General features: G+C 57.9%; 18 protein-coding genes and 1 tRNA gene. 8 read left to right on the top strand and 11 right to left on the bottom strand.

Going from position 1 to position 20177, the window contains the following annotated elements:
- Positions 1-285: 285 nt before the first annotated feature.
- From ACIPL2_RS17135 to ACIPL2_RS17125, 3 genes are read left to right on the top strand one after another with little or no spacing between them, the layout of a single operon-like run.
- Positions 286-1695, top strand: coding sequence for a circularly permuted type 2 ATP-grasp protein (locus ACIPL2_RS17135; protein ID WP_059404669.1), 1410 nt, complete (start codon positions 286-288; stop codon positions 1693-1695).
- A 12-nt stretch (positions 1696-1707) separates the two neighbouring features.
- Positions 1708-2658: an alpha-E domain-containing protein gene (locus ACIPL2_RS17130; RefSeq protein ID WP_059404668.1), complete on the top strand. Its 951-nt coding sequence runs from the start codon at positions 1708-1710 to the stop codon at positions 2656-2658.
- A complete protein-coding gene (locus tag ACIPL2_RS17125) occupies positions 2655-3470 on the top strand; it encodes a transglutaminase domain-containing protein (RefSeq protein WP_401358092.1) in 816 nt (271 codons plus the stop codon). The genes ACIPL2_RS17130 and ACIPL2_RS17125 overlap by 4 nt, the downstream gene beginning before the upstream one ends.
- A gap of 133 nt (positions 3471-3603) precedes the next feature.
- On the opposite strand, the gene ACIPL2_RS17120 is transcribed toward ACIPL2_RS17125, so the two are convergent.
- A complete protein-coding gene (locus ACIPL2_RS17120; RefSeq protein ID WP_401358230.1) occupies positions 3604-4425 on the bottom strand; it encodes a c-type cytochrome in 822 nt (273 codons plus the stop codon).
- Positions 4426-4538: 113 nt separating this feature from the next.
- On the bottom strand, positions 4539-4757 hold the full coding sequence (locus tag ACIPL2_RS17115) for a hypothetical protein (protein WP_401358234.1): 219 nt from the start codon (positions 4755-4757) through the stop codon (positions 4539-4541).
- Between the two features lie 294 nt (positions 4758-5051).
- Between ACIPL2_RS17115 and ACIPL2_RS17110 the strand changes: the two genes are divergently transcribed.
- From ACIPL2_RS17110 to ACIPL2_RS17100, 3 genes are all read left to right on the top strand, one after another.
- Complete coding sequence (locus ACIPL2_RS17110; RefSeq protein ID WP_401358090.1) at positions 5052-6257, top strand: acetyl-CoA C-acetyltransferase; 1206 nt, start codon at positions 5052-5054, stop codon at positions 6255-6257.
- A gap of 25 nt (positions 6258-6282) precedes the next feature.
- Complete coding sequence (locus tag ACIPL2_RS17105; protein ID WP_401358089.1) at positions 6283-8427, top strand: 3-hydroxyacyl-CoA dehydrogenase NAD-binding domain-containing protein; 2145 nt, start codon at positions 6283-6285, stop codon at positions 8425-8427.
- A gap of 95 nt (positions 8428-8522) precedes the next feature.
- Positions 8523-9245, top strand: a complete 723-nt coding sequence (locus ACIPL2_RS17100; protein ID WP_401358088.1) for an amidotransferase — start codon at positions 8523-8525, stop codon at positions 9243-9245.
- Between the two features lie 113 nt (positions 9246-9358).
- Here ACIPL2_RS17100 and ACIPL2_RS17095 read toward each other — a convergent pair whose 3' ends face one another.
- The 3 genes from ACIPL2_RS17095 to ACIPL2_RS17085 all read right to left on the bottom strand — a co-directional run bounded on the left by ACIPL2_RS17095 (position 9359) and on the right by ACIPL2_RS17085 (position 12086).
- Complete coding sequence (locus ACIPL2_RS17095; RefSeq protein ID WP_401358087.1) at positions 9359-10330, bottom strand: magnesium and cobalt transport protein CorA; 972 nt, start codon at positions 10328-10330, stop codon at positions 9359-9361.
- Between the two features lie 128 nt (positions 10331-10458).
- The gene (locus tag ACIPL2_RS17090) at positions 10459-11181 is read right to left on the bottom strand and encodes a lysophospholipid acyltransferase family protein (protein WP_401358086.1); all 723 of its coding nucleotides are present in this window, start codon (positions 11179-11181) and stop codon (positions 10459-10461) included.
- 215 nt (positions 11182-11396) lie between these two features.
- Entirely contained in the window at positions 11397-12086 is a 690-nt protein-coding gene (locus tag ACIPL2_RS17085; protein WP_401358084.1) for a crotonase/enoyl-CoA hydratase family protein, read from the bottom strand.
- 308 nt (positions 12087-12394) lie between these two features.
- Here ACIPL2_RS17085 and ACIPL2_RS17080 point away from each other — a divergent pair.
- Together ACIPL2_RS17080 and ACIPL2_RS17075 are read left to right on the top strand one after the other, a co-directional pair.
- Positions 12395-12484, top strand: a tRNA-Ser gene (locus ACIPL2_RS17080).
- A gap of 179 nt (positions 12485-12663) precedes the next feature.
- Positions 12664-12873: a hypothetical protein gene (locus ACIPL2_RS17075; RefSeq protein ID WP_401358083.1), complete on the top strand. Its 210-nt coding sequence runs from the start codon at positions 12664-12666 to the stop codon at positions 12871-12873.
- A 322-nt stretch (positions 12874-13195) separates the two neighbouring features.
- Here the strand turns inward: ACIPL2_RS17075 and ACIPL2_RS17070 are convergent, their stop codons facing one another.
- The 6 genes from ACIPL2_RS17070 to ACIPL2_RS17045 form a co-directional block, all read right to left on the bottom strand.
- Positions 13196-14491: a hypothetical protein gene (locus ACIPL2_RS17070; protein WP_401358081.1), complete on the bottom strand. Its 1296-nt coding sequence runs from the start codon at positions 14489-14491 to the stop codon at positions 13196-13198.
- 581 nt (positions 14492-15072) lie between these two features.
- Positions 15073-16239 (bottom strand): Arm DNA-binding domain-containing protein, encoded by a 1167-nt coding sequence (locus ACIPL2_RS17065; RefSeq protein WP_401358079.1) that lies wholly within the window; start codon positions 16237-16239, stop codon positions 15073-15075.
- 295 nt (positions 16240-16534) lie between these two features.
- A complete protein-coding gene (locus ACIPL2_RS17060) occupies positions 16535-16801 on the bottom strand; it encodes a hypothetical protein (RefSeq protein WP_401358078.1) in 267 nt (88 codons plus the stop codon).
- A gap of 79 nt (positions 16802-16880) precedes the next feature.
- Positions 16881-17177: a hypothetical protein gene (locus ACIPL2_RS17055; RefSeq protein ID WP_401358077.1), complete on the bottom strand. Its 297-nt coding sequence runs from the start codon at positions 17175-17177 to the stop codon at positions 16881-16883.
- Positions 17178-17203: 26 nt separating this feature from the next.
- On the bottom strand, positions 17204-19918 hold the full coding sequence (locus tag ACIPL2_RS17050) for a toprim domain-containing protein (RefSeq protein ID WP_401358076.1): 2715 nt from the start codon (positions 19916-19918) through the stop codon (positions 17204-17206).
- 6 nt (positions 19919-19924) lie between these two features.
- Positions 19925-20158 (bottom strand): hypothetical protein, encoded by a 234-nt coding sequence (locus tag ACIPL2_RS17045; RefSeq protein WP_401358074.1) that lies wholly within the window; start codon positions 20156-20158, stop codon positions 19925-19927.
- Between the last annotated feature and the right edge of the window lie 19 nt (positions 20159-20177).

Here is a 20177-nt window from a genome sequence, read left to right as displayed (position 1 = left end):
AAAGCCACCTGAGCGGGTGGCTAAAAGGGAAGTTCGGTACGTTTTCCAGCGAATGCCCCAATTATCCGCATCGTCCCCCGAGCAGTGAAATCAACTCTGGCTATGCTGGTGATAGGCGACACCATTGCGTCGCAATGAAGCGGGGGCGATCAGGTTGGGGCATTTGCCGCACAGGATTGGTGCGGTGTGTGCGCAGCGATTATCCAACTGATTGATATCAAAGCGTTTATGCCGATGGCACGGGCCTTGCGAAGGCCTGCATGTCCGGGTGACAAGGAGTACGGCATGATCCGCACCTATTTTGATGAGATGTACGATGCCGGCGGCCAGGTCCGCCCGCATTATCGGGAGTTTGCCCGTTGGCTGGCCGAAACGCCTGACGAGCTTTTGGCACAACGGCGACGCGAGGCCGATCTGTTGTTTCATCGCGCCGGGATAACGTTCACGCTCTACGGTGATGAGCAAGGGACAGAGCGCCTGATTCCCTTCGACACCATTCCCCGCAGCATTCCCGCCAGCGAGTGGCGGATCGTCGAACGTGGCTGCATCCAGCGGGTCAAGGCGCTGAACATGTTCCTCGCCGACCTCTATCACGAGCAACGCATCATCAAGGCCGGCATCATTCCGGCCGAGCAGGTGCTGGCCAACGAGCAATACCAGTTGGCGATGCAAGGGCTGGATCTGCACCGCGATATCTATTCCCACATCTCCGGTGTCGACCTGGTGCGCGATGGCGACGGCACGTACTACGTGCTCGAAGACAACCTTCGTACACCCAGCGGCGTGAGCTACATGCTCGAAGACCGCAAGATGATGATGCGCCTGTTTCCCGAGCTGTTCGCGGCGCAACGCATCGCGCCCATCGACCACTACCCGAACCTGCTGCTCGACACCCTCAAAAGCTCCAGCCCGATCGATAACCCGAGCGTGGTGGTGCTGACGCCGGGGCGCTTCAACAGCGCGTTTTTCGAGCATGCCTTTCTCGCTCGGGAAATGGGCGTCGAGCTGGTGGAAGGCGCGGATTTGTTTGTGCGTGACGACAAGGTGTTCATGCGCACCACCGACGGGCCGAAAGCCGTCGACGTGATCTACCGCCGCCTCGACGATGCGTTCCTCGACCCGCTGGCGTTCAACCCGGATTCGATGCTCGGCGTTCCAGGCCTGTTGTCATCGTACCGCTCCGGCAACGTGGTGCTGGCGAACGCCATCGGCACCGGGGTTGCGGACGACAAGTCGGTGTATCCCTTCGTCACCGACATGATCCGTTTCTACCTGGACGAAGAGCCGATCCTGAAGAATGTTCCGACGTTCCAGTGTCGTAATCCCTCCGAACTTTCCCACGTGCTGGCCAACCTTCCAGACCTGGTGGTCAAGGAAACCCAGGGCTCGGGAGGTTACGGAATGCTGGTGGGGCCGGCGGCGACGGCGGCGGAAATCGAAGCCTTTCGCGCACGGATCAAAGCCAAGCCGCATGCGTACATCGCGCAACCGACGTTGTCTTTGTCGACCTGTCCGACCTTTGTCGAAAACGGCATTGCGCCACGCCACATCGACTTGCGTCCGTTTGTATTGTCTGGCCGCGAAACCCGGGTTGTGCCCGGCGGTTTGACCCGTGTCGCCCTGCGCGAAGGCTCCCTGGTGGTGAATTCTTCCCAGGGTGGCGGAACCAAGGACACCTGGGTGGTCGAGGATTGAAGGAAGCCTGTCATGTTAAGTAGAACTGCCTCGGATTTGTATTGGATGTCGCGTTACCTGGAGCGGGCGGAAAACCTCGCACGGATGCTCGACATCAGTTATTCGCTGTCGCTGATGCCACAGGATGGCCGTGGTGATGGTTTGCACGAACTCGCCATGCCGTTGCTGATTACCGGCACCCTGGACGATTACCTGGAGCGCCACGGCGAACTGCATGCCGAACGGCTGCTGCACTTCTTCGCCCTCGATGCGGCCAACCCGGCGAGCATTTACAGCTGCCTCGGCGCCGCACGGGCCAGCGCCCATGCGGTACGTGGGCGAATTACCGCCGACATGTGGGAAAACATCAACGCCACCTGGCTGGAAATTCGCGGGATCGCCAACCAGGGCTTGAGTCGTTACGGCATGAGCCGTTTCTGCGAGTGGATCAAGGAACGTTCCCACCTGTTTCGCGGCGCGTCCTACGGCACGATCATGCGTAACGATGCGTTCCGCTTCATTCGGCTGGGGACGTTTATCGAACGGGCTGACAACACGCTGCGCCTGCTCGATGCCCGCTACGAAATGGCGGGCGATCAGGCCGAAGCGGTCAGCGATGGAACGGCCCACGCGTATTACCAGTGGAGCGCTTTATTAAGGGCGTTGTCGTCCTTTGAGGCCTACACCGAGATTTACCGCGATGCGCCCGGCGCCCGGCATGTGGCCGAATTGCTATTGCTGCGCGCTGACGTTCCGCGCTCCTTGCGGGCCTGCACCGAAGAAATCGATCAGATCCTCGCCCAGCTGCCGGGAGCCAACGGCCGCCCCGCGCAACGCCTGGCCGCGGAAATGGACGCGCGCCTGCGCTACACCGGCATCACCGAAATTCTCGACGAAGGCCTGCACGCCTGGCTGACCGAGTTCATCCCGCTGGTGCGCCAGTTGGGTAACGCCATTCACAGTTCCTACCTGGAGGCTGCATGAGACTTTCCATTAGCCACGAGACCACCTATCACTATGAAGATCAGGTGCGGGCGAGCATCCAGTACCTGCGACTGACCCCTCACGACAGCGAGCGCCAGCATGTGCTGAGCTGGCAGCTCGACCTGCCGCGCCCGGTGCGCGCGCAGCTCGATCCGTTCGGCAACATCCTGCACGTGCTGACCATGGACGAGCCGCACGAGGCGATCATCATCGGCGCCCGTGGCCAGGTCGACATCGATGAATTGCGCGAAGCCGAGCACGAGAGCCAGTCGTCGCTGCCATTCCTGCGTTTCACCCGTTTGACCGAGGCCGATGAGGCCTTGCGCGCGTTCGCTAGCAAGGAATGCAAGCAACGCCGGGATCGCACGGCGTTGATCGATTTGATGCATGGCCTCAACCAGCACATGACCTACACGCCGGGCTCCACCGAAGTCGACACCAGCGCCGCCCAGGCCTTCGCCGGGCGTTCGGGCGTGTGCCAGGACCACACCCATGCGTTCCTCGCCTGCGCCCGCAGCCTGGGGATTCCGGCACGCTATGTGTCGGGTTATTTGTACAGTGAAAACAGCGAACACCTGGCCAGTCACGCCTGGGCCGAAGCCTGGCTCGACGACGCCTGGTACAGCTTTGACGTGACCAACGAACTGGCGCGGCCCGAGCGGCATTTGAAACTGGCGGTGGGCCTGGATTACCTGGACGCCTGCCCGGTGCGCGGCATGCGCCGGGGCGGTGGGTGCGAGCAGATGCATGCGAAGGTGTTTGTTTCGCCGACGCCGATGCCTGCGCCAGTGATTTTGGTGCAACAACAGTAGAATCGGGGGATACCGCTTCGCGAGCAAGCCCGCTCCCACATTTGATCTTTGCCGGTCACACATTCTGTGTCCGCAGGAGACCTAATGTGGGAGCGGGCTTGCTCGCGAAGAGGCCAGCCCAGGCAACACCAGGCTACGGCTTAACCTTGCGCCCGGCCATGTGCTTCAAATACCCCACCAACATCTCCAGATCCCCATCCGGCAATACCTGCGCGGTAAACCCGGGCATCTTCGCCTGCGGCCACTGCCGCAAACTCTGCGGATCACGAATGTAGCGCTTGAGGAAGTCCGCGCCGAAGTACTCGGTCGGGCTAAACGGGATATTCAGGTCCGGCCCGAACTGCGCATCCCCCGCGCCGTTCAATCGATGACACGCCAGACAATTCTTCTGAAACAGCGCAAAACCCTTGTTGACCGGATCATCCGCCTTCAATGCCGGATCCGGCAGCAGGGCAGGGAAGCGCTCGGCGACCGGCGCCAAACGCTTAATGGCGGCCACTTGAAACGGCCATTGCTCCGGGCTGATATTCCCCGCCTGTGGATCGGTCCAGACCAGATAAAACGGACCGGCACTCGGCTTGCCTTCGGCCAGGGGCGGCCATGGTTTAGCCGGGTCTTCAATGGCCAGCCAGGCTCGCGAACCCTTGGCATTGAGCAACGGCGCTGCCGCCATTTCAGCGGCAAAACCGTCCAGCGCCACCGCTTGCAGGTGATCTTCAGGTTTGATACCGGTCAACAACGCAGCCATTGGCACGGCGCGATAATTCATGTCGCGCTTGTAGGACACATCGTTGGTAATCGTGACGGTCTGGACCTGAGGATGCTTGAGCAACTCCTCGGTCTGCCAGGTGCGACTGCCCGCGCCCAGCTCCAGGTTCAGCTGTGCGGCTAAAAGGGGCGTGCTGAGGAGCAAGGCCCCGAAAAGAATGAGCGTTTTCAAGCGTTCGCCGTCCATGTCGTGGAAGTGCCACACAGGTTGGCACACCGACGCTGGCCCGGGTAGCGAGCCAGTCACATTTTTAATGAGGCGAACAACTCTTTATGAATACCGGATTGGCTGGTGTCTGGTCAGCCGATCACCTTGGTCAGGTTCGGCAAAATCAATAACAGCGTGGTGGCGAATAGAATGAGCCCGGCTTGACGTACTTTCGAATGCTTGAACATGGCTGTCTGCCTTTTTTTGTTATTTCCTGATGCCTGCCTGCATTTCTCCATGACGGCAGAGCGTTGCACTTCCTGTTGTACGAGCGCCTCGGCAAAACCCGACGACAACTTCGTACTGTTCACCTTAGAGCCCGCGTCACTCGCGGTTTAGATCCATTTCATATGGACGTGCCACAAAAAGCTCTTAAAAAGGCATGAGGCCTATTGCCAGCTTCTTGGGCGGCCTTTTGCTAGACAGCTTCGTCTCCTGAAACGGTAAACCCGATCGTCGACGACCGTCCGTCTGAGCGTGTCCGTCAATGCCGGTGAGCGCTGCGGTCATTGAATTGGCGGCGGCGCGGAATAAGGTGGAGGCTCCTTAAAAGATCAAAAGATCGCCGCGATCGTTTGATGGACAACAATAAAAACGAGGATGTCATGACCCAAGCTTTGATTTTCGACGCGTTACGCACACCCCGTGGCAAAGGCAAGGCCGATGGCGCCTTGCACAGCGTCAAACCGGTGAACCTGGTGGCCGGGCTGCTCACGGCGTTGCAGCAGCGCACGTCCCTGGACACGAGCCAGGTCGATGACGTGGTGCTTGGCTGTGTGACGCCGATCGGCGATCAAGGCTCGGATATCGCGAAAACCGCAGTCCAGGTCGCCGATTGGGACATCAGCGTTTCCGGCGTGCAGATCAATCGTTTCTGCGCCTCCGGGCTGGAAGCGGTGAACCTCGGTGCGATGAAAGTGCGTTCCGGTTTCGAAGACCTGGTGGTGGTCGGCGGCGTCGAATCCATGTCCCGCGTGCCCATGGGCAGCGACGGCGGGCCTTGGGCGCTGGACCCGGAAACCAATCTGCACAGCCATTTCACCCCCCAAGGCGTCGGCGCCGACCTGATTGCCACGATTGAAGGCTTCAGCCGTCAGGACGTCGATGCCTACGCGCTGCATTCCCAGCAAAAGGCTGCGCGGGCGCGGGCGGACGGTTCGTTTAACAAGTCGCTGGTGCCGGTGCAGGACCAGAACGGCATCATCCTGCTCGATCACGATGAGTTCATCCGCGCCGAGTCGACCCTGGAAGGCCTGGGCAAGCTCAAGCCGAGCTTCGAGATGATCGGGCAAATGGGCTTCGACGCCACCGCGCTGCGGGTCTACAGCCATGTGGAGCGGATCAACCACGTCCACACGCCGGGCAACAGTTCCGGGATCGTCGATGGCGCGGCGCTGATGCTGATCGGCTCCGAAGCCAAGGGTCGGGCGCTGGGCTTGCAGCCACGGGCGCGCATTGTCGCCACGGCAGTGACCAGCACCGATCCGACCATCATGCTCACCGGCCCCGCGCCGGCTACCCGCAAGGCACTGGCCAAGGCCGGGCTGCGTGTCGAAGACATCGACTTGTTCGAGGTCAACGAAGCCTTTGCCTCGGTGGTGCTGAAATTTATCAAGGACATGGCCATCGACCCGGACAAAGTCAACGTCAATGGCGGCTCCATCGCCATGGGCCACCCGTTGGGCGCTACCGGCTGCGCCATTCTCGGCACGCTGCTCGATGAACTGGAAACCCGGCGCCTGCGCTTTGGCCTCGCGACCCTGTGTGTCGGCGGCGGCATGGGCATTGCCACCATCATCGAACGACTCTGAGCCCCGACTTCAAGGAAATACCTTAATGACCGACGCCATTCGTTACGAAAAAGGCCAGGACCAGATCGTCGTCCTGACCATCGATATGCCGGGCCAGAGCGCCAATACCATGAATGCGGTCTACCGCGAGGCCATGGCCGCCTGCGTCGCCCGACTGGTGGCTGACAAGGACAGTATTGCCGGCGTGATTATCACCTCGGCCAAGAAAACGTTCTTCGCCGGCGGCGACCTCAACGAACTGATCAAGGTCGGAAAGCCCGAGGCCAAGGCCTTTTACGACATGGTGCTGACCCTCAAGGGTCAGTTGCGCACCCTGGAAACCCTCGGCAAACCGGTGGTCGCGGCGATCAATGGCGCGGCGTTGGGTGGTGGCTGGGAAATCTGCCTGGCCTGCCATCACCGCGTGGCGCTGGACAACCCGGCGGTGCAACTCGGCTTGCCGGAAGTCACCCTCGGCCTGCTGCCGGGCGGCGGCGGGGTAGTGCGCATGGTGCGGATGTTGGGCATCGAAAAAGCCTTGCCCTATCTGCTCGAAGGCAAAAAAGTCCGGCCGCAGCAGGCACTGCAGGCGGGTTTGATCGATCAACTGGCGGCGGATCGCGATGAACTGATGAGCAAGGCGCGCGCCTGGATTATCGCCAACCCTTCGGTTACCCAGCGTTGGGATGTGAAGGGTTATCAGATTCCCGGTGGCACGCCATCGAACCCGAAAGTCGCGCAGATGCTGGCCATCGCGCCGTCGATCCTGCGCAGCAAAACCCAGGGCTGCATGCCCGCGCCGGAGAAAATCCTCTGCGCCGCCGTGGAAGGCGCGCAGGTGGATTTCGACACGGCGCACTTGATCGAAACCCGCTACTTCACGGAATTGACCACCGGCCAGGTGTCGAAAAACCTGATCGGCACGTTCTGGTTCCAACTCAACGAGATCAATGCCGGGGGCTCGCGGCCTCAAGGTTTTGCGCCTTACGTGACGCGTCGCGTGGGAGTGCTTGGCGCCGGGATGATGGGGGCGGGCATCGCCTTTGTGAGTGCATCGGCGGGTATCGAGGTGGTGCTCAAGGACATCAACCTCGCCGCAGCGGAGAAGGGAAAGGCCCACTCGGCGGCGTTGCTGGACAAGAAAGTTGCGCGCGGTCAATTAAGCGTCGAACAGCGCGAAGCGACACTGGCGCGGATTCATCCCACCGAAAGCGATGCCGACCTGGCCGGTTGCGACTTGATCATTGAAGCGGTGTTCGAAGACCGCGAGCTGAAAGCCAAAGTCTCCTCTGCCGCGCAAAAAGTCGTCGGCGCGGACGCGGTGATCGCCTCCAACACGTCGACGTTGCCGATCAGCGGTCTGGCCACCGCCGTGTCGGATCAATCTAAGTTCATCGGTCTGCATTTCTTCAGCCCCGTGGAGAAAATGCCGCTGGTGGAAATCATCAAAGGCGCCAACACCAGCGACGAAACCCTGGCTCGCGGGTTCGATTTCGTCCTGCAAATCAAGAAAACCCCGATTGTGGTCAACGACAGTCGCGGCTTCTTCACCTCGCGGGTGTTCGGCACGTTCACCAACGAAGGCATCGCCATGCTCGGCGAAGGCGTGAGCGCGCCGATGATCGAGACCGAAGCGCGCAAGGCCGGGATGCCGATCGGGCCTCTGGCCATCTCCGATGAAGTTTCCCTCAGCCTCATGAGCCATATCCGCCAGCAAACCGCCAAAGACTTGCAGGCAGAAGGGAAACCGCTGATTGAGCACCCGGCGTTCGCCGTGATTGACTTGCTGCTCAACGAATACAAGCGTCCGGGCAAGGCCGCTGGCGCTGGTTTTTATGATTACCCGGCCGGTGGCCAGAAGCACCTGTGGCCGGAGCTGAAAAAACGTTTCGAAAAAGCCGATGGGCAGATTTCGCCGAAGGACGTGCGTGATCGGCTGCTGTTCGTGCAAGCCATCGAAACCGTGCGCTGTGTGGAGGAGGGCGTGTTGACCTCGACGGCGGACGCCAACGTCGGCTCGATCTTCGGTATCGGTTTCGCCGCCTGGACCGGCGGTGCGCTGCAGTTCATCAACCAGTACGGCGTGAAAGACTTTGTCGCCCGCGCCCAGTATCTGGCCGAGCAGTATGGCGAGCGATTCGCGCCACCTGCGCTGCTGCTGGAAAAAGCCGCCAAAGGGGAGGTGTTTTAAGGGACGGATGACGCACTCCGGGGCTTGCCTTGCCACCATGTTTCGAGGCAGGCTCTGAGGTGTGCATTATTCCCATCACGTGTCAGGTATTTTTTATGTCGTTACGCATCTGCATTCTGGAAACCGACATCCTGCGTCCAGAACTGGTCGATGAATATCAGGGTTACGGGCAGATGTTCCAGCGTCTGTTTTCGCAGCAACCCATCGCTGCCGAGTTCACCGTGTACAACGTGATACAAGGCGAGTACCCGAGCGATGATCTGGTCTTCGACGCTTACCTGGTCACCGGCAGCAAAGCCGATTCCTTCGGCACCGATCCATGGATCGAAACCCTCAGGGCTTACCTGCTGACCCGCTACGAGCGCGGCGACAAATTGCTGGGCGTGTGCTTCGGCCATCAGTTGTTAGCGCTGTTGCTGGGCGGCAAGAGCGAACGGGCGACCCAGGGCTGGGGCGTCGGCACCCACAGCTACAAACTCGCCGCCAAGGCGCCGTGGATGAGCCCGGTGCGCGAAGAACTGACCTTGTTGATCAGTCACCAGGATCAGGTCACCGCGCTGCCGGAAAACGCCACGGTCATTGCATCGAGCGACTTCTGCCCGTTTGCCGCGTATCACATCAACGACCAGGTGCTGTGCTTCCAGGGGCATCCGGAGTTTATTCACGATTACTCACGGGCGCTGCTGGATATTCGTCAGCAAGCGCTGGGCGAGCAGATTTATCAGAAAGGTGTGGCGAGCCTGGAGCATCAACACCATGGCACGACGGTTGCCGAATGGATGATGCGGTTTGTGGCGCACAAGCCTGAAACGGTTTAACCCGAAAAGCTTCGCGGGCAAGCCTCGCTCCTACAGGTACACCGAAACCTTGTAGGAGCGAGCGGTGCGGCGATCCGACTTGCCCGCGAATCTCACAAACGACTCGGTGTCGGCTACAACCACCCAGACCTCTTGAAACTCGCCCACAACCCCACACACCCCACCGCAATAAACCCCAGAACTCCGAAATAGCCGTAATGCCAACTCAACTCCGGCATGTTCTGGAAGTTCATCCCGTAGATCCCGGCCACCGCCGTCGGGAACGCCAAAATCGCCGCCCACGCGGCAAACTTGCGCTGCACCACGCTCTGCCGTGACGCTTCCAGCAACACCCCGACCTCGATGGTCTGACTGGCAATATCGGCCAGGGTCGTCAGGTCTTCCATCTGCCGCGTCACGTGGATTTGTACGTCGCGAAAGTACGGACGCATGTTCTTGTCGATGAACGGAAAGCTGAGCTTTTGCAGCTCCTCGCCGATCTCCACCATCGGCGCTGCATAACGGCGTAAGCGCAGCACGTCGCGGCGCAGGCTGTGGAGTTTTTGAATGTCGCGCTCGTTCAAAGAGCCGCACATGACGTTGCGTTCCAACTCATCGATCTCTGCGTGGATCGCTTCGCCCATTGGCTGGTAGTTTTCAATCACAAAATCGAGGATGGCATAGAGTACGAAATCCTCTCCGTGCTCAAGCAACAGCGGACGCGCCTCACAGCGCTGGCGGACATAGGCGTAGGACGCCGAGTGGCCGTTGCGTGCGGTAATGATGTAACCGTTGCCGGCAAAGATATGCGTCTCGATGAACTCCAGTTTGCCTTCATGCCGGATCGGCGAGTACGTCACGATGAACAGCGCGTCGCCAAAGGTTTCCAGCTTAGGCCGGCTGTGTTTTTCCAGGGCGTCTTCGATGGCCAGTTCGTGCAGGTTGAACTGGCGTTGCAGATTGAACAACTCTTGGGCGTTCGGCTCTTCGAGGCCGATCCAGACAAAGTGGCCGGGTTTTGCAGCCCAGGCAGCGCCTTCGTCGAGGGTGATATTGGTGACTTTCTTACCGGCGCTGTAAACCGCAGCAGCAACAACTCTACCCATGATGGTGGTTCACTTCTTATTAGCAAATGGCAATGGCAGGCAGCGTTCAGCTTAGCCTTGTCTGCTACTTGAGAGTCAGTGAAATCTGCAGAGTTCGTAGGCAAAAGAAACCAGGGCGGGTTTGTTTATCAGGTAGCTTGCAGCTGCCGATCCATCGAGGCGATGCACTCGCGCATCTGCTCGCGGCACTGGGCGATCAACAGCGGCATGTCATCCAGGCTCAATCCAGCGGTAGGAATTGCCGGCAATGAGCGAATCAGAATTTTCCCACTGCGCCAGCGGTTCAATCGCATGTGTTTGACGTAACTGCTGACGCACACCGGAACGATCGGCACCCCAGCGGCGATGGCCATCTGGAACGCACCTTTCTTGAACGGCAGCAACTCTTCGCCCAGGTTGCGCGTGCCTTCCGGGAAAACCCAGATCGACGTGTCTTCGTTTTGCAGGGTGTGGGTCGTGGTCAACATCGACTGGCGCGCCTTCTGCGCATTGCCGCGATCGATCAACACATTGCCCGCCAGCCAGAACAACTGCCCGAACAGCGGCACCCATTTCAGGCTCTTTTTGCCGATGCAGACGGTGCGGCGGGGCACCACGTTGCCGAACACAAACAGATCGTAGTTGGACTGATGGTTGGCGATGATCACACAGCTGTCGGGTTTATCCATCAACGGTCCGACTTCAGCCTTCACCCGCAGACGCAAAATGCACATCGCCGGCCACGCATACAAGCGGGCACACAAACGGCTGTTATCCGGGTTGAACGGACGGCACACGCCCAGAAGCACCCCAAGCACACCGGCAAGAATAAAATGCAGGCCCATCAATAACATACGAAACAAGAACAGCATGTACAGGCCCCACCGGGACAAAAGGTGGCGCAGTGTACGGATGTGCACTGTTTTCGGCAATTGCCGCTCTAGAGGTCGGAGATAGCCGATGTTTGAGCGCATGTTTCCGACTTATGCGTCAGACGCGATCTAGAGCGGTTGTAGGCTTTTAAACAATGCGCGTAAGAAAAAGCCCGACACGACGGTCGGGCTTTTCGGTGCTACGTGTGCGGGTTTTAACCCATATGCTCCTGATCCAGAATGATCGCGTTATCCAGGGTGTCCAGCAGCGCTTTGCGCACTTTGAGCTTGGTGTTCTTGTGCGCGGTCATGTTGATCTTCTTCAACTGACGAGCCGCTGCCAGCGCCGCGCCTTGCAGTTCCTCGGCCGACACCACGACGTCGAGGAAACCCGCATCCACGGCGCTCTGCGGATTGAACATCTCGCCGTTGATCACCGAGCGGTGGAACGCCGACTTGCGCAGGCGATCACGCGCCAGTTCGATACCGGCGTGGTGCATGGTCATGCCGATCTGCACTTCGTTCAGGCCAATGCTGAACGGGCCGTCGACACCAATGCGGTAATCCACCGACAACAGCAGGAACGCACCCTTGGCTACCGCATGCCCAGGGCACGCAACAATGACCGGGAAGGGGTGCGACAACAGGCGACGCGCCAGGGTCGAACCGGCAGTGACCAGCGCCACGGCTTCTTTAGGACCGGCCGTCATCACCTTCAAATCATAACCGCCCGACAGAATCCCCGGCGTACCGGTAATGATCACCACCGCACGATCAGTGACCGCCTGATCCAGCGCAGCGTTAAACGCAGCAATCACATCCGGCGAGATGGCATTGACCTTGCCATTGCTCAAGGTCAGGGTCGCGATACCGTCTTCGAGATGGTAGGAAATCAACTCACTCATGACGCTATTCCTTGTATGAAAGATGAGGCAGACGTTACCCACCACCACAGGCCAGGTAAAGCGCCGTGACTGACCCACCAGTCACCCTTTCCTCGCCCGGCAAGCCCGACCCGCCACACCCGCCGCGCATTCCTCTCTCTATAGAGGAGGATGCGGAGCCGAAGATTGGCAGGTTTGCCATCGCCGTAAATGCGCCGGAACCACTAAATCGCTAAGCGCATGAAAATTCTGAAAAAAATATTTGCCATCGGAAAAGCTTTCGACTACATTAGCGCGCCTCGACAGACAGAACTTGTTTGACGAGATACGGTGAAGTGTCCGAGTGGCTTAAGGAGCACGCCTGGAAAGTGTGTATACAAGAAATTGTATCGAGAGTTCGAATCTCTCCTTCACCGCCACATTCTGCAAACACAAACCCCTGATTTTCCTAGAGAAAGTCGGGGGTTTGTGGTTTTTGGCGACTAAAAAACGGCCATATGGGAACAATATGGGAACACGGCCTGCATTTTGAGTTTGTTAGCGCGCGCCTTAATAACCTAAATTGGCCTACGCTGCTTCTTTCCACGGAAGAGTCACGATGCCAAATTCAGACCTGCTGCCTTCCCTGCTATACAAGATCAACGAAAATCAACTTGCCCTCGAAGCGGCCATCATGGAACTGTCGATCTGGGTCGAAGCGCGCGGTTCAGCCGATGTTGCCGAGAACGTTCGCGGTGCCCTGGCCACCATCGACAAGAATGAGGAGTTCATCAAGATGACCCTAGCAGTGTTGATGACGCCGGAGTGAAACACGCCGACCGCCAAATGCGGCCCTTTGGCGCCTTGCAGGCGCGAGTTCCGTGCGGTGGGATAGTGTCAAAGGTAAAAACTGCGCCGTCAGCGAGGCATTGTGAGCTCGGTCGTTGCGGCTGCTGGTTCAACCGGAATAGTAATCTGCGACGTTATTCCTGCCCTGTGGGAGTATGCACGTCGTCTTGGCATCGAACTCAGTGGTCCAACTAGCGATTTCTGAATGCCGTCAAGCCCCCCCATTAATCTAGAGCACTCGTACATCGCTTACGGCGATATGTACCGTCTGATGACGTTCGGCGCCCAATAATCCTTCCGTTCTATTTTTTTTTATTTCCATCGTTGCGAAATTCTACTGTCGTCTTCAGCAGCCGTATCGCTATGAATAGCCCCAGGACCATGGACCAAGATGTCGCGAGAGCGTTCATCGTCTTCGGAATGATAACGAAGGAACGTCCAGCATGGACGTCAAGCCGGTGAACAATCTCTGCCCGTATTTCACAGATGTCGGTACCAAAGCGGTGCGGCGGTCCGAAGGGTAGACTAATGACCAACGTCACGGTGCGCTCTCCGATTGGGGCAAGTTCTTGCTCTATGGGCATCGCATATGAAGGCAGCGGCGTTGCCTTCGCGTGATTCTCCAAGGCCTCATTTTCCAGGCGCGCCCATCCACTTCTGTCCCATTCTTCTTGCGCAAGCTTACACATTCGCTCGCCATTCTTCGCCTGATCGGAGTCCCGATACCAAACAATCGCGGAGGTGTATGCGAGATCCGCAGCAGTGCTCCCTGTGGAATGACGAAAGCTGGGATTAAGCAAGTGGAAGTCGAACGTCCCCCCGAGCGTAAGTAAGTTGTCGGCCGCCCACAGCTCCCGTTCCAGTTGGATCATTTCGCAGAGCTGCGAAGAGGGTCTTGAATGCGCGCTCTTTGAGTACACGGAATCGTGCTCAATCAGTGGCGCGTCTGCACAATACGATTTCAAGGTTTCAAGTGCAGGGATTATGCGATCCTTGGCAAGATAATAGTCGACTAGGGTGGCTTGGAAGAATGTGAGTTCCTGGGCTTTGTAGTAGCTTGTAGTACCGAGAACTACGGCGAATATGCCGCCGCCATACCAAAGATAGTCGATGGCGCGCGAAAGTCTTCGCCAAGCCACCATACGCTCCCAAAAGATGCCGTGCAGAGTCAACGTTGTCCCCAAAATGAAGCAAACGGCTTCCCATCCGGGGAAGGGCACAGTAGGAGCAAGAAGATCAGTCAGCCTGGCATCGATGTGAGCGACTAGGCCGACGGAGAGCAATGGGATTCCAACAATCATCAGGCACAAACCTGTTGTCGCATGCTTCTTCTTCATCTTCCAAGCTAAGCAAGCAAAAAGTATCAGCTCGACGAGCACGAGCAAGCCAAACAATGCGTGCACCGAGACATGGGAGGCAATGTGCGGCAAATAGCGCTCCAAACGAAGAACGCCCCGCCACCATTGAAAGACGTCGTGCATGAGCAGCGAGATCAATCCGGAGAAAAACCATCCTAGACAAAGAAGCACCGTCAACACGAACGCAATCCGGATCGACGTTTTCTTAGCCTGAGTCTTAAGGACGGGGAGCACCTTCATATCCCTCCTTCGCACACGGTGCTGAACCTGGGCAGAGATAACAAATCGACGCGCCATCGTCATCATCAGTGCGAATGGCTGCTTCGAAAAAGCTAGACCTGCAGGTCTGGGTCGATTGCAGTCCTTCGCGACAGGCAGTGATCGGCCCATGCTGCCGGTTGAATGTACCCAGGAAATCAGTGGTGGTTCATACCAACGCGCCGTCGATTCGCACTGCGGCCTTTCCAGTGTCATCGTACGGAATGCTCACCTCGACCACCTTTCCCGTTTCCGTTGTGACTTTAATTACTAGACGGTGAGGTGGCGCTGCGAAGTCGTCAGTGAAGAGGACGTGTACAGCCTCCTTGCACGAATCTCCTTTCGCTACTGGCCAATACGCCGATCCATCAACCGCTGGCAAATACACGTCAATGTTGGACACACCATTTCTCCTAGTTAATTTAATGCTACGTGCAATCAATCGTAGTTCATAACACCCAATCCCTGCTTTTGATTTAGAACGTCCGGAATGGGTTGTGGATTCAACCGGTTGTTGTTACTTCGTTGCGCCGGAATTGGCCTCGCGTTGTATATCCAGTGGTTTACAGTTTCAGAGCGTGTTGCAGGATGGCAACGACATCCGGACCATCATCGTTGATCCAGGTCCCGTAGTGCTGCCGAATCATGTTCCCATTGGTATGCCCCATCTGCTCAGCAATCCAATCGATTGAAGCGACGCCCGTAGTCAGCAATTGGCTGGCGTAGGTGTGGCGACATTGCCCTGGCCCGCGATAGCGAACACCAGCCTTAAGTAAGTGCGCCTTGAAGAACCGATCCCTTACAACGAAGTCGCTCACATGCGGCAGGCCGCTTTTGCTGTTCAAGAAAACAAAATGCAATTTGTGCTGCCGCACCGTTTTGTTGTCCCGCTCAACAATCTCGACTGTATCCGCCGTCTTTTTCTGATTAATTGCATCGATCTTGCGCAATGCATCCCACGCGGGTTCCAGCAGCCGCACCTTTCGCGTCGAGCGCCGAGTTTTCGTTACCCGATATGCTCCGCGCACCTTCGATCGACGGAACGTCACAGTACCTAGCTCTAGGTCGACATCCTCCCACGCTAGGGCAATGGTTTCTGATACTCGAGGTCCAGCCCAAATCATGAACTGCACCATCAACAACTCTTGCGTGCGGCTAGTTGGCGTTTCGAGGATCTGTTTGATTTCTGCCCTGGTGAACGGGTCTGGGGCTTCGGGGTCGGGCAGACGGACAAACAGCCCTTCAGTTGGGTCATGAGCGACCTTCTTGCGGGTGCGATATAGCCTAAAGACCTGACGCACATTGCTGATGATGTCGCGAATGGTCTTGTTCTTGAGCCTCTTCGACAGCGTGTCCTGTACCCACTCCTGTAAATCCAGGTGATCGATTTGGTCGATCTGAACCTTGCCCCAGCGCGGCCGCACATGGACCTCCGCCTTATTTGAGTAGCCTCGGTAGGAAGTGGCGGCAACGCTATTGCTCTTAATCTTCAGCCACAAATCCAGGTAATGGCCGAAGGTGTTTTCGACCAATTTCGGAGAGTTGGGAAAGTGCCGGCTGTACTCGAAAGTGCCGACCTGTATCTCGTATTCGATGATGTTCACCAGGCGTGCGGCATGCTCCCGGTTGGCCGCTGTGTTGCCGCCGGGTACAAGCTCCCGGCACAACTCGCCATTGAAACGAAAATAGACCCGTACTGAATTGCCTCGGGCTTCTACACCATCTGCCATGTGCGTCCCCACACGATGTTGAAAAACTGACCACGCCTCTGAAATAAGAAAGGCCCGTTACCGGGCCTTTCGAGTTCTAGTGTTGCCGATCATTCCTGGCGAAGTAACCAGAACAATCCGGCGCTTTTTCTAGGTCTTAGAGCTTTTCCGGTCTGTTCTTCCTCTGCTCGGCGTCGTGCATTGATCGCCTGGCGTACTTTGCTGCATTTCCTGTGGTTACCATGGGCGCGAGATTTGCCGCATTGGTCGCAGATGCCTGTCAGGTCGAGGTTCCAGGGGAAGGATTTCCCGTTGTTCATTCCGCATCCCCCAACAGCGCACGGGTCAGGGCATTTCGTTGGCCTTTACGAGTGAGCTTATTCAACGGCTGCACACTGCTGCTACCGTTACGGGATTTTACGGTGGCCACACGGCCACTGATCACGGCGATTTTTCCTTCGTGAACGCTGAAGCTGACGCTATGCCCGGTACTGCGACCAACGACATAGGTAACGTCATCCCCGACTTTCAAGACGTTCGTGATAGCCTCTGTGCCGCTACTGCTTGGGCGTTGTGCTTGCATGGTGTTGCTCCTTGGTGGTGGTTGGTGTCGGGGAGGTGCAACTCCTCGACATCACTTTTTCAATCTCAGGCGATTCTGATCAGTTGGCTTTTCGCACCAGATGAACAATCAGGTCGTCGTATTGCTTGTCCTCCTCAACGGCTGATTGCCATTCCAGAACCGCATCGATCTGTTGGCGGGTGCAGTCGTCAACCAGTAGCGTTCGTTGCCCTTTGTGAACCCGCACTTCCATAATTCGAAGCAATCCGGATGCCGCGTAAGATTCCGCATGGATGATGCTGGCATCCTTTCCTTCGCCTAAAAGCGTCGCTTCAATCGTTCGCAACTTGGTTGTTTTGCCGGTGGCCACATCGCCGGTGATCACTTGGATTTGCATGGTGCTGCTCCTGTGGTTGCTGCGGTTCATGCGCTCTGAAACACCCAGCAGCGCACGGTTAAGGGTTTGTTGAACATCGCGTTGCGGGCGCTCTGTGAAGCGCGCACGGCGCTGTACGTGGGTTTGTTGGTTTCCACCAATTTGTGGCTGCGACTCTCCGTCAGCAGCGTGCGCAAGGTCTTCAAGTCGGCAAGGTTCTGACGGTGCACGCTGGCCAGCTCGGCGAACTCGTTGAGGTTGATGGCGATCAATTTGGGGTCGGTGCTGTGATTGACCTGCGGGCCTTCGCCCAAGCTTTCCAGGTACTCGTAGACCTCCCAGAATTCAGCCACCAACGGGTGGTCGGCGCTGATCGCGGCCTGACGTTCCAGGGCCATGGCTGTCAGGGCTTGATGGGTCGTCACCACTTGGTTTTCATCGAGTGCGCAGACCAGGCATAAGCAATCGACCAAGGCCATCAACTGGCTGTGGTTTTTAATGATTCGCTCGACGCGGATTTCGTTGAGCTTGCGCAGACGTTGTTCGTGGACAAGCAAACGCTCGGCGAAGGTCGCCATGACCTGCGCTTCTGCGCGCACCGCGAGCAGCAGAAAGTGGCTCAGGTGCTCGACCGGGATTAGGTTCAGGTTGTCAGCTGCCGCACGGCTCTCGGTGGTGACTTCTGGGCGCGCAAAGTGCGATTTGATAATTCGGGTCAGGATCGCTTCGGACGCGCTGACATCGGCGTTTTGACTAATAGCGATAGCGCCCCGAAACGGCGGCTCGTAGGTTTCGTTACCGCTGGTTTTCATACCTTTGGTGCCGAGCGTGCCGCCACCGTAGAAGTCTTTGAGCTCGTCCCAGTCGAACCCCTTGGCATGCGCTTTGTCCGGTTCGTTGCGGTCGCCCTCGATCAAAACCACCGGCATGTTTGAAACCTGACCCATGGCTCGCTGACGGCCGGCGCGGGTCGACTTCGATGGGTCGAAGCCTTCGTGCTCGCGTCCGAGCAGTTTCCACAGGAATGTCAGCAGCGTGGTCTTGCCGGCACCGGCTTCGCCCGTGACCTCTAGGAACGGAAACGATTTGTACTGAGCACGGATCTGCTCGGCGAACAATGAACCGAACCAGAAGGCGAGGGCAACGATGCCCTTGGCGCCGAAGCACAGCCACAGCATCGGCAGCCAGTCGCTACGATACACCTTGCTATCGCGCTGAATGTGCATGGCAATCGACTTCTGCAACGTTTTGAGCCGCAGCTTGCCGAACTCGAAAAAGTCCTCTTTGTTCACCACGCTGATGATGCCGTTGCGCACCGCTATATCACCGAACACGTAGCAGCTGTGCTGCTTGCTGTAGCCAATGAAGTCGATGGTCTCCACGGTTTTCAAGCCGAAGAGCTGGTCTTTCATGATTTTGTCGAGCTGCTGGCCGCTGCCCGTAAACACGGCGCCAGCGGCCATGCTGAGCAGGCGTTTCTTGAACTCGCTGGCGGCAGCGACCTGACCACCAGTGAAGGTGTTTTTTACGCTGCCGCTATCGTGAGGAAAGTCAACGCGGAAGTAGTACCAGGACTCGTCAGTGACTTCATTGCGCTGGAAATACAGCGCCTGCGGGTAGCAGTTGGCGATTTCGACCACGCCGCCGCATTGGCGCAAGGCCCTATCGCGACGTTGTTTGTCATTGAGAAGCTGGTCTTCGTGCTTGGTAGAGGTATCCAGCGCGTGCATGACTTTGCTGAACTTCTCCAGGTCCAGTTTGAACCAGTACAAACGGCTGTCGAAGCCAAAGTGAAATTCATGCCGCTCGCGCCAGTCGTACATCAACACGCCTTTCTCTGATGCACTTTCAGCAATTAGAAGGGACCCGTGATAGCGAGCCGTGGCCAGGTCTTTTTCGATCCGCTCGGCACGCTGGGTTTCGTCATCAATAAAGGTCCAACGCTGATGCAGGTCATTCCAGTCAACCTTGCGGCTGTCGGGCTGTGGAATCTGCGCCGCTTCGCACTCATAGCCCAAGGCGCGGGCCTGACGGACCCAGCGCTTGGTGTATTTGTGCGCACCGGGCTCGTTGTCCAGTGCCCACACCAGTTTTGGCAACTTGCCGCCACGCTGCCGTGACAGCTCTTTCAATGACTCTTCGGGGTAGGCTCCGGACGACATCGCCGATACTGCTGCGATACCGTTGTGCACCAGAGCAATGGCATCGAAGATGCCCTCGACGATCCATATTTCGGTGACGTCCAACAGCTCGACGCAGGGCGGGCACCACCACACGCCACGCGGACTGTCGCCGGGTTTGAAGCGCGCTTTCATCTTGCCAAAACGGTGCGGCCGGTCGATCAGCCGTTCCCAGTAGCCGCCCTTATCCAGGGTGAAACGCACCGTCGCGCTGCCGGCATTCAACTCGCCAGAGAAATACGTTTCCTGGGTGAACCAGCCTTGAATCAGATCTAGACGAAAGCCGCGAGCAAACTCCAGGTAGGCACGGGCCGTTGCGTTGGGATATTGCTCGGTGGCCGGAGCACGTTTGCTCCAGTCGTCGAACAGGTCCTCGTAGATCTCTTTCACGTGCCAGGTCTGGCCGCATTTGCCCCGGCCACAACGGATCATCCACGGGTCATCGTGGAAGGCGTACAGCTCCTTTTTCTTGCACGCTGGGCATTCGCCTTCGCGCATGTATTTTCCCGCTTTGTGCTTGAGGCCGTAATCGGACTGAAGGCGTTGCAGGATGTCGGCGCGTAGATCGTATTTCATGTTCATCGGGGCTTACTTCACTTCGCCGAGACTGTGTTTGAGGGCGCCAATCAGGCGTTTTTGCGCGGCCATCACCGGGAAGGCCGCGAGCAGCGAGCCGTGCCGCAAACCCTCGGGGATCAGGCGAAAACGATCGTCGTACCAGTACTCGTTGAACTGCATCGAGTACTGGGTGCGTAGTGCCTGGAGCAAGGCTTCGGCCTGCTCGCGTGGCAGTTTTGCTGTGATGGCGACGTCGATTTCCATGGTCCACCTCGGATTTCGG

The organism is Pseudomonas sp. NPDC086251, assembly GCF_044746405.1.
Taxonomy (GTDB): Bacteria; Pseudomonadota; Gammaproteobacteria; order Pseudomonadales; family Pseudomonadaceae; genus Aquipseudomonas.
The sequence above is the reverse complement of the archived record's forward strand: the minus strand, read 5'-3'. Positions and strand labels throughout refer to the sequence as shown.